The following is a 15,015-nucleotide window of genomic DNA, read 5'->3' on the forward strand; positions in this document are numbered from 1 at the left end:
GGGCGTAGGTTCGGGCCATGGCGACGGGATCGCGGGACCGGGTCCGCGCCTGGCGTCCCGCGGTCCCGGGCGTCGCCGAGGTGTTCCACGCACGGTTCGTCGACCACGCGTACCCGTCGCACACCCACGAGGCGTGGACGCTGTTGATCATCGACGACGGCGCCGTGCGCTACGACCTCGACCGCCACGAGCACGGCGCGGTGCCGGCGTCGGTGACGCTCCTGCCGCCCCACGTCGCGCACGACGGGCGCTCGGCGCGCCCCGAGGGCTTCCGCAAGCGGGTGGTCTACCTCGACGACGCCGCGCTCGACGCCGCGGACGGGACCTCGCTGGTCGGCCGCGCCGTCGACCACCCGGCGGTCGACGACGCCGTCCTGCGCCGCCGCGTCGACCAGCTGCACCACGTGCTGGCGCAGCCCGGCGAGGAGCTCGCGGCGCAGAGCCGGCTCGCGTTCGTCACCGAGCGGCTCGCGGCCCACCTCGGCGCCCGCCCGGAGGAGCCCCACCACGGCGAGCACAGCCGCGACCCCGGCCTCGCCCACCGGCTGCGCGACCTGCTCGACGACCGGCTGGTCGAGGGGCTCGGGCTCGACGAGGCGTCACGCCTGCTCCACGCCCACCCGACGCACCTGGTGCGGGCGTTCGGCACCGAGTTCGGGCTGCCGCCGCACCGCTACCTCACGGGGCGGCGCGTCGACCTGGCCCGGCGCCTCGTGCTCGAGGGCATGGCGCCGGCGGCGGTGGCCACGGCCGCGGGCTTCCACGACCAGGCGCACCTCACCCGGCACTTCCGCCGGGTGGTCGGCACGACCCCGGGCCGGTTCACGGCCCGGGGTGCGTGACGCCGCTCTAGTACTGGCGGGGCGCCTGCTGCTGCTGGGTCGGCTGCTGCTGGGGCTGCGCCGGCGCGGGCTGCGCCTGGGTGGTCTGGCCCGCGGGCACCTGGGCCTGGCCCTGACCCACCTGTCCCTGGCCCATCGAGGCGCGGATCTGGTCGAGGCGGCTCTTGCCCGCGTAGTCGCGGGTGGACTGCTCGACCTCGAGCATCCGGCCCTGGACGCTGTTCTGCGCCAGCTCCGCCTGCCCGAGCGCGGTGGAGTACCGGCGCTCGATCTTGTCGCGCACCTCGTCGAGCGACGGGGTGTTGCCCGGCGCGGCGACCTCGCTCATCTGCCGCAGCGACGCGGAGACCTGCTCCTGCATCTTGGCCTGCTCGAGCTGGCTGAGGAGCTTGGTGCGCTCGGCGATCTTGGTCTGCAGCACCTGCGCGTTGCGCTCGACGGCCTGCTTGGCCTGCTGCGCCGCGCCGATCGACTGGTCGTGCAGCGTCTTGAGGTCCTCGACGTTCTGCTCGGCCGTGACCAGCTGCGAGGCGAACTGCTCGGCGCTCTGCTCGTAGCGCTGCGCGCCCTGCTCGTCGCCCTTGGCGCGGGCGTCGTCGGCCATGACCAGCGCCTGGCGCGCGGAGGCCTGCAGCTTCTCGATGTCGGCGAGCTGACGGTTCAGCTTCATCTCCAGCTGGCGCTGGTTGCCGATCACCGACGCGGCCTGCTGCGACAGCGCCTGGTGCTGCCGCTGCGCGTCCTCGATGGCCTGCTGGATCTGCACCTTCGGATCGGCGTGCTCATCGATCCGCGAGGAGAACGCGGCCAGGAAGTACCGCCAGGCCTTGACGAAGGGGTTGGCCATCTGCTCCCGCCCAACTCGTGACGTCGACTCGGCTCAGGCGGCGACATCCGCGCCTGGTCTCGATGTCCATCGTCTCACCTCCCTGCGGAGGCTTCCACCGACCCGCCGGGTCCGACGATCACGACCGGTGTGCCGCTCACACCGATCACACGCCTCACGCCGCGACGCGCACCAGCGGCACCGTGCGGGCGCCGCCCCCGGTGCCCGCGAGGCCGTTCCGGGGGTCGAGCTCCGCTGCGCTGCGTCTCCCGACCAGCCGGACCGTCGTGGCCCCGTCGATGGGCGCCACGACCTCCTCGCCGGCGTCGTGGCCCGGAGCGCCCTCGGGCTCGGGCAGCGCGACGGTGCGCGGCGGCGCCGGGTCCTCGGGCTCGGGCGGGGTGGGGATGCGCGCGGACATGCTCGCCGACGCGCTCGCCGACGCCGCCGGGCCGTCGGTCGCGCCGGACTCCGTCTCGAACGCCTCCTCGACGGCGGTGCGCAGCTCGTCGTCGACCGCGGTGTCGTCGCCGAAGCCACGGCCACCGACACCGGCGGGCACGCGGCGCGGGACGGGACGCAGGGTGTCGGCGACCTCGTCGAGCAGCTCGGGCAGCGGCAGGGCCAGCGCATCGCAGATGGCGGCGAGGAGCTCGCTGGACGGCTCCTTGCGGCCCCGTTCGATCTCCGAGAGGTAGCCGAGGCTGACCCGCGCCTCCCGCGAGACGTCACGCAGCGTGCGGCGCCGCTCGGTCCGAGCGCGGCGGACGGCCCCACCGATGGCCTCGCGCAACAGCAGCGACATGGCACACCTCCCAGCACCGGCCGTCGGGGAATCCCTGGGTGACGCCCCGAGAGCGGGGCGTCGACGACCGTGTCCGTCCACCGTACCGAGATCGCCGGGGCGGCGACGGTGACGCGGGCCCGGGGCTGTTCGTCGAGAGCGAACAGGTCGGCGGGCCGGCTGTGCGGTCAGCGGGCCTTCGCCCGCGCACGCAGGCGCAGCGCGCGGACGAGGTAGTCGACGCCGGTGAGGACCGTCACCACGACCGCGGCCAGCATGAGCACGGCGACCGCGGGGGCGAGCACCGCGGGCAGCGGCATGATCGCCAGCCCGAGCGCGACCGTCTGCAGCAACGTCTTGATCTTCCCGCCGCGGCTGGCCGGGATCACGCCGTGGCGCAGCACCCAGAACCGCAACAGCGTCACCCCCAGCTCGCGGGCCGCGATGGTGATCGTGATCCACCACGCGAGCTCCCCGAGCACCGACAGACCGACCAGCGCGGCGCCGGTCAGCGCCTTGTCGGCGATGGGGTCGGCGATCTTGCCGAAGTCGGTGACCAACCCCCAACGGCGCGCGAGGTCCCCGTCGAAGGTGTCGGTGAGCGACGCGATCGCGAACACCGCGAACGCCGCCCAGCGCCAGCCCGGGCTCTGCCCGGCGTCGACGAACAGCACGACGAGGAACACCGGCACGAGGACGAGCCGCACGACGGTCAGCCCGTTGGCGATGTTGACCAACGGCACCGGCGGCGTGACGACCCCGGTGGCCCCGGACGGGGACGACCCGTCGGGGCCCGGGCCGGTCATCGGGCCCCGACGCCGACGGGCGCCGTGCCGTCGAGCGTCTCCTCGGCCGTCTCGGCCGACTCCTCGGCCGACTCCTCGGCCCCGAGGACCCGCAGCGCCTCCACCACCAGGTCGATGCCCTCGGCGTCCACCACCCGCGCGGCGACCAGGACCCCCGGGGCGAGCCCGGCGAGGAGGTCCTCGTCACCCGTCAGCAGGCACTCGCCGTCGACGTCGGGCCCCTGGTGCGCGGCCCGGCCGACCCAGACGAGCTCGGCGTCCTCGTCCTCGTCCTCGTCGCCGTCGTCGTCGTCGTCGTCGTCGACCGTCTCCTGCCGCTCCACCAGCACCTCGACGGTGGTACCCACCCGGCGGGCCGCGCGGTCCTCGGCGACGTGCTCGGCGAGCTGGGTGATCCGCTCGACGCGTGCGGCGATCTCTCCGGTGTCGACCTTGTCGGGCAGGCCGAGGGCCTCGGTGCCGTCCTCGTCGGAGTAGCCGAACACCCCGACCGCGTCGAGCTCCGCCTCGGCGAGGAACGCCTCGAGCTCGCGCAGGTCCTCCTCGGTCTCGCCGGGGAACCCGACGATGACGTTGGACCGGATGCCCGCTTCCGGGTCGAGCGCGCGGATCTCCCGGCACAGCGCGAGGAACGTCTCGCGCGACCCGAAGCGGCGCATGCGGCGCAGCACCGGGGCGCTGGCGTGCTGGAAGGACAGGTCGTAGTACGAGGCGACGCGTGGGGTCCGCGCGATGGCCGCCAGGAGCGGCGGGCGGACCTCGGCGGGCTGCAGGTACGACACCCGCACCCGGCGCATCCCGGGCACCTCGGCCAGCTCGCCCAGCAGTCGCTCGAGGGCGCCGCCGGCCGCGCCGCGGGCGTCGATGTCCTTGCCGTACGACGTGGAGTTCTCGCTGACCAGCAGCACCTCGGCGACGCCGTGGTCGGCGAGCCACGCGGCCTCGGCGACGACGTCGCGGGGGTCGCGCGAGACGAAGGCGCCGCGGAACGAGGGGATGGCGCAGAAGCTACAGCGCCGGTCGCACCCCGAGGCGAGCTTGAGCGGCGCGACCGGGGCGTCGTCGAGGCGGCGCCGCGGCACCTCCGGGAGCCACTCGTGGCCGGGGATCGACCCCCGCCCGACCGCCTCGGGCCGCTTCACCGGGCTGATCGGCAGCAGCGTGCGCCGGTCGGTGGGCGTGTGGGATGCGAGCGGGCGCCCGGCGAGGACGTCGTCGAGCCGGGAGGGCAGGTCGCCGTAGTGGTCGAAGCCCAGGACCGCGGCCGCCTCGGGCAGCGCCTCGGCGAGCTCGGCGCCGTACCGCTCGGCCATGCACCCGACGGCGACGACCTTCGCGTCCCCGCCGCCGGCGGCCAGGACGGCGTCGACCGAGTCCTTCTTGGCCTGCTCGACGAAGGTGCAGGTGTTGACGACGACGACGTCGGCCGTGCCGTCAGCACCCTCGGCGCCGTCGGAGGACGCCGCGACGTCCCAGCCCTCGGCGGCGAGCCGCCCGGCCAGCTCCTCGGAGTCGACGTCGTTGCGGGCGCACCCGAGGGTCACCAGCGCCACCCGAGGGCGCTCATCGGTACGGGGGGAGCGCTCGACCACCTCCCCAGCCTATCGGCCCGGCCCCTGGCCTACCCTCCGCTGGTGGTGAGCTGCCGGTGACCTCGAGCAACGAGACGGCACGGGAGTCGGCCGTCGGATCGGCCGCCCCGGTCCTGCTGCGCCGGGCCCGGACGGCCGACGTCCGCGGCATCAAGGCGCTCGTCGACTCGTTCGCCGACGACAACATCCTGCTGCGCAAGCCGCTCGTCACCCTCTACGAGACGGTCCAGGAGTTCCGCGTGGCCGTGCGCGGCCGCGACGTCGTCGGCTGCGGGGCCCTGCACGTGCTGTGGGAGGACCTCGCCGAGATCCGCACCATTGCCGTCGACCCCCGCATGCAGGGCGCGGGGATCGGCCACGGCCTCGTGCACGAGCTGGTCGCCCAGGCCCGCGCGCTGGGGCTGCGCAGCGTGTTCGTGCTCACCTTCGAGGTGGCGTTCTTCGAGCGGCACGGTTTCCGCGAGATCGAGGGCTCGCCGGTCAGCCCCGACGTGTACGCCGAGATGATGCAGTCGGCCGACGAGGGCGTCGCGGAGTTCCTCGACCTCGCCTACGTGAAGCCGAACACGCTCGGCAACAGCCGGATGCTCCTCGACCTCTAGCCGGGACCGCTAGCCGACCGGCTCCGCCCGCCGCCCCTCCTCCTCGGGCAGCACGCCCGCGTCCCGCCGCGGGAGACGGGCGGCGACCCGCCAGCCGCTCCCGTGGCGCCCGGCCTCGACCGTCCCGCCGACGAGCGCGGCCCGCTCGCGCATGCCGACCAGCCCGAGCCCGGAGCCCTCGCCGGCCGGGCGGTGCCCGAGCCGCGGGCCGTCGTCGGTGACCTCGACGGTCACCGCGTCGTCGTCGTGGCGGACCGTGACCCGGGTCGTGGTGGGTCCGGCGTGGCGCAGGGTGTTGGTGAGCGCCTCGGTGACGATCCGCGCGGCGATGACGTCGGCCTCGGGCCGGTCGGACGGGGCCGTGCCCTCGACCGTCACGGTCACCGGCAGCCCGGCCTCGCGCACGGGCGCCGCGAGCGCCTCGAGCGCCGCGGCGTCCAGCTCGAGGTGCTCGGCGGCGTCGCCCGACGCCACGCCCGGGCCGAGGCCGGCGAGCAGTGTGGGCAGCGCGGTCGCGATCCGCTCCCCCGCCTCGGTGATCGTCGCGAGTGTCGCGGGCTCGGGCGCGACGCGCGCGGCGTGCACGGTCACGACCAGCGCGGACAGCTCGTGGGCGAGGACGTCGTGCAGCTCGCGGGCGAGGCCGAGGCGCTGGGCCCGCACCGCCCGGCCGGCCTCGTCGGCGGCGCGCGCGGCGGCCCGGCGCGCCTCGGCCTGCGCCGAGCGCCGCTGGAGCACGCCGAGGCCCCAGACCGCCGGGACGAGCAGGTACGAGACGGCCACCGTCCACCGGTCGCCCCCGAAGCCCGCCGGCATCCCGACCACGGTCGTCGTCACCAGCACCGCGGCCGTGCACAGGGTGACCACGACGGCCGAGACGACGGTGGCCGCCGCCGTGCCCGCGGCCAGGCCCGCGCCGAAGACGATCACGCCCCACGACGCCTCGGTGAGCAGGTGCGTGCTGCCCAGCACCCCCGCGGCGCTCGACGCGGCCGTCGCCACGACCAGCGCCGGCAGCGGGGCCCGGCGCCACCACCCCAGCGCCAGCGCCTGGACCACCAGGGGCACGAGGGCGAGCGGGTGGGCGGGGTCGACGTCGAGCATGGCCAGGCTCGCCGCCGCCGGCCCGGGCGGGAGCACCGGCGCCGCCGCGGCCGCCGCGGCCCCGGACAGCCCGACGAGCGCGAGCACCCCGGCCCCGAGCAGGAGGCCGCCGCGCGACGGGCGCCACGAGGGCGCGTCGCCCGGCACCTCGTCGCCGGCCGGCGTGGGCCCGACCTCGGCCGCCGGGGCCCGCAGCACGGTCAGGGCGCGGCGCATGCCGGCCAGCGCCGCGCGCGCCTCGACGGCGATGGCGACGAGCCGGGGCTCGGGGTCGGCCTCGCCGGCGAGGGCGCGGGTGCGCGTGACCACCCGCTCGACCCGCACCGCGACCAGCTCCCGCAGGTCCCCGGCGAGGCGGTCACGCTGCGCGGCGAGGGCGTCGGCGAGGCGCTCGTGCTCCACGCGACGGCGCCGGACGGCGGCCCGCGCCGCGCGGACGCGGGTGACGACCGCGAGCGCGCTGACCGCGAGCGCGATCGGCACCAGGGTGACGTCGAGGGCGAGCGCGAGACCCACCGCCCGACCGAGGTCGCCGGGGTGCGCGACGAGGCCCGCGAGCAGCGGCGCCACGACCGCCGTGCCGACGGCGGCGAGCGCACCCGGCAGCGGGCGGGCCCGCCGGACGACGCCGTACACGAGGACCGCCCACACCCAGGTCGCGACGGTGCTCGAGATCGCCCACGCCACGGGCACGGTCGCCCCGAACACCAGCAGCGCGCCGACCGGGCGCTCGCGCCGCCACAGCGCCGGCACCGTCTGCAGCGTCCCCGTCGCCATCACCGCGAGCACCGCGCCCGGGCCGGCGCCCGGCGACCAGGTCTCGGTCGCGAGGCCGGCGAGCACCACCATGAGCAGCAGCAGGCCGATGACGACGCCGTCGGCCGCCCGGAGCTCGGGCAGGACGTCGAGGCGGCGACGAGGGGTCATGGCCCGCTCACGTCGGCCGGGTGGGCACCAGGCCGCGCTCGAAGGCGTGCACGACGAGCTGCACGCGGTCGCGGCGGTCGAGCTTGCGCAGCAGGTGCGCCACGTGGGTCTTCACCGTCGACTCGGCGACGACCATCTCGGCGGCGATCTCCGCGTTCGACAGCCCGCGGGCGACCAGCACCAGCACGTCGTGCTCGCGTGCCGTGAGGCCCTCGGGCGGTCCGGACGGCGCGGGCGAGGCGGGCTCCTGGGCCACCCAGTCGCGGACCAGGCGCGTCGTCACCGACGGCGCGAGCAGCGACTCGCCCGCGTGGACGGTGCGCACGGCCCGCACCAGGTTCTCGGGGTCGGTGTCCTTGAGCACGAAGCCGCTGGCGCCCCCGCGCAGGGCGCGGCGCACGTAGTCGTCGACGTCGAAGGTGGTGACGACCAGCACGCGGGTGTCGGGGTGCTCCGCGGTGATCCGCTCGGTGGCGGTGAGCCCGTCGCCGCCGGGCATGCGCACGTCCATGAGCACGACGTCGGGCCGGTAGGACGCGACGGCGGCCACGGCGGCGGGCCCGTCGCCGGCCTCGGCGACGACGTCGATGCCGCCCGCGGCGGTGAGCACGGTGCGGAAACCGGTGCGGACGATCGGCTGGTCGTCGACGAGCAGCACCCGGATCCCCACGGGCCGCATCGTGCCAGGGCGCGCGGGTAACCGCCCCGGTGTCCGCTTCACCCGTGACCACCGGCTCCTCCACCCCGACCGAGCGCGCCACCGACCGCCTGACGATCGCGGTCACCGGCGCGACCGGCACGTTCGGCAGCGGCCTGCTGCCCCTGCTCGCCGAGGACCCCCGCGTCGGCGACGTCGTCGGCGTCTCCCGGCACCCCGACAGCGGCTCCGGGCTCGGCCACGGCGCCGTGTACCGCCGCGGCGACGTCCTCGACGAGGAGTCGCTGACCAGCGCGTTCACCGGCGCCGACGTCGTCGTGCACCTCGCCTACGACATCGTCGGCGCGACGAACCCGGGCGCGGTGGAGTCGGTGAACCAGGAGGGGGTGCGCAACGCCTTCCGGGCGGCGGTCGCCGCCGGGGCCCGCCGGTTCGTCTACGCCTCCTCGCTCGGCGCGTACGGCTTCTCCGCCCACCACCCGCCGCGCATCCCCGAGAGCAACCCGCTCGCCGTCGACGACCCCTTCTTCTACGCCCGCGACAAGGCCCGTAGCGAGCAGATGCTGGCCGACGAGTCGGCCGCCCACCCCGAGGTCGAGGTCCACGTCCTGCGCCCCTGCGGCGTCGTCGGGCCCGACCTCGCGGGCGCCAAGCTCCCGCTGCCCGGCCCGCTGGCGGCCCTCGGGCGCGGGCTGCTCGGCGTCGCGCGCCGCTACGCCCGCCTCGGGCTGCCGCTGGCCGTCCCGGCGTTCCCGCTCCAGCTCGTCCACCACGACGACGTCGGCCACGCCCTGGCCCGCTGCGCGCTCGGCGAGGGCCCGGCCGGGGTGTACAACATCGCCGGCGAGGGTCCGGTGACGCTCGCCGAGCTGGCGCGCGAGCTCGGGGCCACGGTGCTCGAGCTGCCCGCCGAGGTGGCCGAGGTGCCGTCCCGCGCCGCGATGGCCCTGCCGCTCCCGCTGCCGCTGCAGTGGGTCGCGGCGACGACCTACCCGGCGATCATGGACACGACCCGCGCCAAGGAGGAGCTGGGCTGGCGGCCCCGCTACACGGGGATCGGGGCGTGGCGGGACACCGTGATCACCAGCACCTGACGCCCCTCGCCCGACCCGGCGGGCTCCGTGACGTCGCTCCTGATCACCGGTCCGCCGCCACGGGACCGCGCTCCGGGGTGTTACCTGGACGGAGTGACGCCGGAGGAGGGCCCGTGCTCGAACTGATCCCGCGCGAGCGGCGCACGCTCGCGCCCGGCGTCGTCCACGTCCCCGACTATCTCGACGTGCCCGCGCAGCGACGCCTCGTCGAGGCCGCGCAGGCGTGGGCGCGCGAGGGCCCCGGCGCCCGTCACGCGACCCTGCCCGGCGGGGCGCGGATGAGCGTCGAGACCGTCTGCCTGGGCTGGCACTGGATCCCCTACCGCTACAGCCGCACCCGCGACGACCAGGACGGATCGCCGGTCCAGCCCCTCCCGGCGTGGCTCGCCGACCTCGGGGCGAGGGCCGTCGCCGACGCCTACGACGCACCCGACGTCGTCTACCGACCCGACGTCGCGCTGATCAACTCCTATCGCGGCGACGCCCGCCTCGGCGTGCACCAGGACCGCGAGGAGCGCGCGCCCGATCCTGTCGTCTCGCTGAGCCTCGGCGCCGCCTGCGTGTTCCGGATCGGCAGCCCGCACCACCGTCGCGGGCCGTGGCACGACGTCGAGCTGCTCTCCGGCGACCTGATCGTCTTCGGCGGCGAGCACCGCCTCGCGTACCACGGCGTCCCGAAGCTCCTGCCCGGCCACGACGTCCCCCACGTCGGGACCGCGCCGGGCGAGCGGATCAACATCACCCTGCGCGTCTCGGGCCTCGCGTGACCTACCGGCGGCACCGCGTCTTCTTCGCCGACGAGGCGACGGCGCGGACCACCGGCTCCCGCCCCTGCGCGGTGTGCCACGTATCCACCGCGCCCGGCGCGGGATCGTTGCTGATCCGTGACCTGGATCCGGCGCTCGAGACGTCCTTCTCCGGCCGGGGTTGTCGGGGGTCGGCTCTAGCGTTCCGGGTGTGAGCATCGACCACGACCCGAGCGCCGGTCCGAGGGCCGTGCTCGCCGGTCGTGAGCCCGATGCCGACCTCGTGGGGGTGCTGGACGACATCGACCCGACCACGCTGACCGGGGAGGACCTGGCCTCCTACGTGCGTGCCCGGTGGCAGGTCCACAATCGCGCCGAGGCCCAGTTGCTGGCCGGGTTGCGCGAGCTCGGCACCGCCCGGGAGGGACGCACCGTCCGGCTCGCGAGCTCGGACGAGTTCTCGGGCGACGAGGTCGCCGCGCTGCTGGGGTGGTCGCGCACGATGGCGGCGCGCCGCCTGGACCTGGCCGACGACCTGTTCGAGCGGTTGCCGGCCCTCGGGGCCGCGATGTGGCAGGGCCGGCTCGACGAGCCGAAGGTCCGCGCCATCAGCGAGCTGACCGGCGACCTCTCCGACGACCACGCCCGCTTCGCCGCCGCGGAGGTGCTGCCCGAGGCCGCGGAGCTGCCGGTGGCGGCGCTGCGCGAGCGGCTCGAGCAGATCGTGCTCGACCTCGACCCGGACTGGGCCGAACGACGGCGCCGGCGCGCGGAGGCCCGCGGGCGGGTGCTGCTGTCGACGAATCCGTCCGGCACGGCGACCCTCGCATTCGTGGACGCCCCCGCCACCGGGGGGATCGCCTCGATGGCGCGGATCGAGGCGCTGGCCGCGGCGGTGCGCCGGCGGGGGGTGCTGATCCCGATCAACCAGCTCCGCATGCAGGTCGGGATGCGGCTGCTCGACGGCTCGACCGCCGGCATGACCGACGACGACATCGCCGCCCTGCTGGCCGCCGAGTACCACGCCGATGGGGGGTCCGAGGGCGGACCGAACGACGCGGGGCCGCACGACGACCCCGACGGCGGCCCGGATGCCGGCCCCGATGGAGGCCCCGACGAGGGGTCCGACGATGACCCCGACGACGGGCCCGACGACGAAGGACCCGACGACGGCCCGGCTGCCGGCCGCGACGTTGGGCCCGACGACACGGGATCGCCCGCGTCGGAGCCGCCCGAGCCCCGGGCCGGGCGGCTCCGCCAGGGCACCGTCGAGGTGCGGCTGCGCCTGACCACGGCGCTGGGGCTCGACCAGCATCCCGCCACCGTGCCCGGCTACGGCGCCATCACCGCGCCCGTGGCCCGCGAGCTGGTCGCCCGCCGCCACCACGGCGAGTGGCGCGTCGTGCTGACCGACCCCGACGGGCACCTCCAGCACGTCCTGCTCGCCCGCCGCCGACCACCTCGCCCCCGCGGCTCCGACCGGGCCCGGGGGCGGACACCGGGCGCGACCCGGACCGGAGCGATCGTCGAGCTGCAGGTCCCGACGACGATGCTGGCCGCCCTGGATCCCGGCGATCACGGCGACTGGGCGCCCCTGCTCCGGGAGCTCCGGCGACGCCTCCATGGCCTCGTGGCGCACGGTCACCTCGGGCGCCCACCCGACGCCGACAGCGGCCCCGACCAGTGGGTGCGGCGTCGACCCGGTGCCGAGGCCGACCGCTGGATCCGGGTCCGCGACCGGCACTGCGTCGCTCCCCACTGCCGAGGACACGCGCACCGGGCCGAGATCGACCACACCCGCGGTCACGCCTCCGGGGGACCCACCCTGACCTGGAACCTCGGCGCGTGGTGCACCCACCACCACCGCGTCAAGCACCTCGCCGGCTGGCGCGTGCGGCAGCCCTCCCCCGGGCGGTTCGTCATACGCACCCGCGCCGGGGTCACCCACACCACCCATCCGACGAGGATCCTCGAACCCCTCCCCGGACCACGACCAGCGGCCGAACCGCGTCCCCTGCCCGACGACGGCTGGGCCGACGACGGCTGGCCCGATGACGGCTGGCCCGACGACCCATCCGATGACGACTGGCCCGACGACGGCTCACCCGACCACGGCCGGCGCGACGACGCCCTCGGCCCCGGCCGGACGCCGCCGACCGCACCCGGGCCCGCCCGCCGCCCCGAGCCGGCACCATCGACGGTCTCGGCGCGTACCCCCGACCTCGACGACCCCCCGCCGTTCTAGCCAGAGGCCGGAGCCAGGCCTACCGGTCCCCGTCCTCCGTGGGCGGCGGGATCTCCGAGTCCGGGTCGGCGGCGGGCGCCGGGGCCGGCTCGCCGCGCAGGGACGCGAGGAGGTCGGGCAGCTCGTCGGGCTTGAACAGCACGTCGCGGGCCTTCGACCCCTCCGACGGACCGACGACCCCACGCGTCTCGAGCAGGTCCATGAGCCGCCCGGCCTTCGCGAACCCGACCCGCAGCTTGCGCTGCAGCATCGACGTCGACCCGAACTGGCTGGTGACGATGAGCTCGGCCGCCGCGACGACGAGCTCGAGGTCGTCGCCGATGTCGGGGTCGATCTCCTTCTTCTCGCCCGCGGCCTCGGTGGTGACGCCCTCGGTGTAGTCGGGATCGGCCTGCTCCTTGCAGTGGTCGACCACCGCGGCGATCTCGTCGTCGCCGATGAACGCGCCCTGCAGGCGGTTGGTCTTGCCCGCGCCCATGGGCAGGAAGAGCGCGTCGCCCATGCCGATGAGCTTCTCGGCCCCGGGCTGGTCGAGGATGACCCGCGAGTCCGTCAGCGACGACGTCGCGAACGCCAGCCGCGACGGCACGTTCGTCTTGATCAGCCCGGTGACGACGTCGACGGACGGCCGCTGCGTCGCGAGCACGAGGTGGATGCCGGCTGCCCGGGCCTTCTGCGTGATCCGGACGATCGCGTCCTCGACGTCGCGGGGCGCGGTCATCATGAGGTCGGCGAGCTCGTCGACGATCGCGAGGATGTACGGGTAGGGCCGGTAGACGCGCTCGCTGCCGAGCGGCGCCTGGATCTCCCCGGAGCGCACCTTGCGGTTGAAGTCGTCGATGTGCCGCACGCGGTTGGCCTGCATGTCCGCGTAGCGCTGCTCCATCTCCTCGACCAGCCACTGCAGGGCGGTGGCCGCCTTCTTCGGCGAGGTGATGATCGGCGTGATGAGGTGCGGGATGCCCTCGTAGGGCGTCAGCTCGACCATCTTCGGGTCGATGAGGATCATCCGGACCTCGTCCGGGGTGGCCCGCGTCAGCAACGAGACCAGCATCGAGTTGACGAAGCTGGACTTGCCGGAGCCGGTGGAGCCCGCGACCAGCAGGTGCGGCATCTTCGCGAGGTTGGCCGTGACCATCCGGCCCTCGATGTCCTTGCCCAGGCCGATGACCATCGGGTGCGTCTCGGCCCGCGCGGTCGAGCTGGTGAGGACGTCGGCGAGGCGGACCATCTCGCGGTCGGTGTTGGGCACCTCGATGCCCACCGCCGACTTGCCCGGGATCGGCGCGAGCAGCAGCACGCGGTCGGTCGCCGCGGCGTAGGCCAGGTTGCGGTGCAGCGCGGTGATCTTCTCGACCTTCACCCCGTGCCCGAGCTCGACCTCGTAGCGGGTGACGGTCGGGCCGCGGGTGAAGCCGGTGACCTCGGCGTCGACCTTGAACTGCTCCAGCACCCCGGTGATCGCGTCGATCATGGCGTCGTTCGCGGCGCTGCGGGCCTTGGGCGGCTCGCCGGGGGTGAGGAGATCGGGCGGCGGGAGGCGGTAGTCGCTGTCGGGGTCCTCGCGGTGGGAGCTGAACGACGTCGCGGCCTGCGGGTCGACGTCGGTCTCGGCGGGCGCCGTCGTGTCGGGCACCACAGGGGCGGGTGCGGGCTCGACGGGGGCACGGCGGGCGCGTCCCCCGCCCTTCGGCGGCGCGGGCGGACCCGCGCTCGGGGCGCCGGGCGCGGGTGTCCCCTCGGGTGGGGTGGTGAGGTCCGGGACCGCGGCCGGGCCGCGCTCCCGGTGACGGGCCGGGTGGCCGGCGGCGTCCCCGTCGGCGCTCCCGGAGCCGTCGACGTCCTCGTCCTCGCCCCCACGACGACGCCCGCGACGACGGATGCGCGTGGTGGGAGCGGTGCCGTCGTCCTCGGCGGGCTCGCCGTCGACGTCCACGTCCTCCGGGCCGCCCCACTCGTCGTCGGGGTGCTCGCCCGTGACGAGCGCGCGCAGCCGCTCCCCCACCTCGCGCACCGGCGTGCCGGTGAGCACGAGCAGGCCGTAGAGCCCGACCAGCACGAGCACGACGCCGGCGAGCCACACCGTCACCCCGCGGGCGAGCGGGTCGGCGACGACGGCCCCGAGGATCCCGCCACCGGAGCGGCGGCCCTCCAGATCGGCGGGCGCGCCGGCGACGAGGTGCCAGACGGCGAGGACGGCGATGCCCAGCAGCAGGGCGCCGACGACGGTGCGCGGCCGGGTCTCGGGCACGGGGTCGGTGCGCAGCAGCACCACCGCGACGAACAGCAGCACCAGGGGCAGCACCAGCGCGGCGGCGCCCATGACCGTCCGCAGCCCGACGTCGAGGCCGCTGCCGACGGGACCGCCCGCCCGCCACCACACGCCGGCGGCGGTGAGGACCGCGAGCACGACCAGCGCGAGCGCCACCCCGTCCCGGCGGTGGGCGGCGTCGACGTCGCGGGCGCGTCCCAGCGTGCGGACCAGCGAGCCGAGACCGCGCGCGGTCAGCACCCAGCCGCCGCGCAGCGCGCGCACGATCGGCCCGGGACCGGAGCGCCGGGCGGGTGCACGGCCCTTGCCGGCCGGGCGCTTCGTCGTCCCGCCCCGCGTCGGCCGCTTCTGCTGGGGCGAGCGCGTCGTGGTGTCCGGACCGTCACCGCGGCGCCGCGGCGTCCGCCCGCCCGTGATGGGGCGGCTGCGGGTCGCGCGCTTCTCTGGGGTGTCGGTCCGCCCGGCCATGAGCGCCACGGTATCCCGCGGGCCCCACGGGCCCCGGTAACCACACGCG

The 15,015-nt window shown here is 75.9% G+C and carries 11 protein-coding genes and 1 pseudogene; 5 read left to right on the plus strand and 7 right to left on the minus strand.

Translation table 11 applies throughout. From position 1 onward, the window contains the following. Positions 1-17 precede the first annotated feature (17 nt). Positions 18-842, plus strand: a complete 825-nt coding sequence (locus PGB27_RS02585; RefSeq protein WP_274198766.1) for an AraC family transcriptional regulator — start codon at positions 18-20, stop codon at positions 840-842. Positions 843-849: 7 nt separating this feature from the next. Here the strand turns inward: PGB27_RS02585 and PGB27_RS02590 are convergent, their stop codons facing one another. The 4 genes and pseudogenes from PGB27_RS02590 to PGB27_RS02605 all read right to left on the minus strand — a co-directional run bounded on the left by PGB27_RS02590 (position 850) and on the right by PGB27_RS02605 (position 4,811). Next, positions 850-1,689: a PspA/IM30 family protein gene (locus tag PGB27_RS02590; RefSeq protein WP_274198767.1), complete on the minus strand. Its 840-nt coding sequence runs from the start codon at positions 1,687-1,689 to the stop codon at positions 850-852. A 567-nt stretch (positions 1,690-2,256) separates the two neighbouring features. Beyond that, positions 2,257-2,473: pseudogene (locus tag PGB27_RS02595) on the minus strand (helix-turn-helix domain-containing protein); the annotation flags it as partial. Between the two features lie 167 nt (positions 2,474-2,640). Next, a complete protein-coding gene (gene pgsA / locus PGB27_RS02600; protein WP_274198768.1) occupies positions 2,641-3,258 on the minus strand; it encodes a CDP-diacylglycerol--glycerol-3-phosphate 3-phosphatidyltransferase in 618 nt (205 codons plus the stop codon). Next, on the minus strand, positions 3,255-4,811 hold the full coding sequence (locus tag PGB27_RS02605) for a MiaB/RimO family radical SAM methylthiotransferase (RefSeq protein ID WP_274198769.1): 1,557 nt from the start codon (positions 4,809-4,811) through the stop codon (positions 3,255-3,257). Before PGB27_RS02605 ends, pgsA begins: the two co-directional genes overlap by 4 nt. Positions 4,812-4,906: 95 nt before the next feature. Here PGB27_RS02605 and PGB27_RS02610 point away from each other — a divergent pair, with 95 nt between their 5' ends. Further along, positions 4,907-5,452: an amino-acid N-acetyltransferase gene (locus PGB27_RS02610; RefSeq protein WP_274198770.1), complete on the plus strand. Its 546-nt coding sequence runs from the start codon at positions 4,907-4,909 to the stop codon at positions 5,450-5,452. 9 nt (positions 5,453-5,461) lie between these two features. Here the strand turns inward: PGB27_RS02610 and PGB27_RS02615 are convergent, their stop codons facing one another. Both PGB27_RS02615 and PGB27_RS02620 read right to left on the minus strand, forming a co-directional pair. Then, the gene (locus tag PGB27_RS02615; RefSeq protein ID WP_274198771.1) at positions 5,462-7,483 is read right to left on the minus strand and encodes a sensor histidine kinase; all 2,022 of its coding nucleotides are present in this window, start codon (positions 7,481-7,483) and stop codon (positions 5,462-5,464) included. 7 nt (positions 7,484-7,490) lie between these two features. After that, a complete protein-coding gene (locus PGB27_RS02620; protein ID WP_274198772.1) occupies positions 7,491-8,162 on the minus strand; it encodes a response regulator in 672 nt (223 codons plus the stop codon). 44 nt (positions 8,163-8,206) lie between these two features. On the opposite strand from PGB27_RS02620, the gene PGB27_RS02625 reads away from it, so the two are divergent. The 3 genes from PGB27_RS02625 (at position 8,207) to PGB27_RS02635 (ending at position 12,226) form a co-directional block, all read left to right on the plus strand. Continuing rightward, complete coding sequence (locus PGB27_RS02625; protein WP_274198773.1) at positions 8,207-9,235, plus strand: NAD-dependent epimerase/dehydratase family protein; 1,029 nt, start codon at positions 8,207-8,209, stop codon at positions 9,233-9,235. A 113-nt stretch (positions 9,236-9,348) separates the two neighbouring features. Beyond that, positions 9,349-10,002 carry an alpha-ketoglutarate-dependent dioxygenase AlkB family protein gene (locus tag PGB27_RS02630; protein ID WP_274198774.1) on the plus strand — a complete coding sequence of 218 codons (654 nt, stop codon included), beginning with the start codon at positions 9,349-9,351 and terminating at the stop codon, positions 10,000-10,002. A 190-nt stretch (positions 10,003-10,192) separates the two neighbouring features. Continuing rightward, on the plus strand, positions 10,193-12,226 hold the full coding sequence (locus PGB27_RS02635) for an HNH endonuclease signature motif containing protein (protein WP_274198775.1): 2,034 nt from the start codon (positions 10,193-10,195) through the stop codon (positions 12,224-12,226). 19 nt (positions 12,227-12,245) lie between these two features. On the opposite strand, the gene PGB27_RS02640 is transcribed toward PGB27_RS02635, so the two are convergent. Further along, positions 12,246-14,966, minus strand: coding sequence for a DNA translocase FtsK (locus PGB27_RS02640; RefSeq protein WP_274198776.1), 2,721 nt, complete (start codon positions 14,964-14,966; stop codon positions 12,246-12,248). Positions 14,967-15,015 lie beyond the last annotated feature (49 nt).

This window comes from Actinomycetospora lemnae, assembly GCF_028737315.1.
Taxonomy (GTDB): domain Bacteria; phylum Actinomycetota; class Actinomycetes; order Mycobacteriales; family Pseudonocardiaceae; genus Actinomycetospora; species Actinomycetospora lemnae.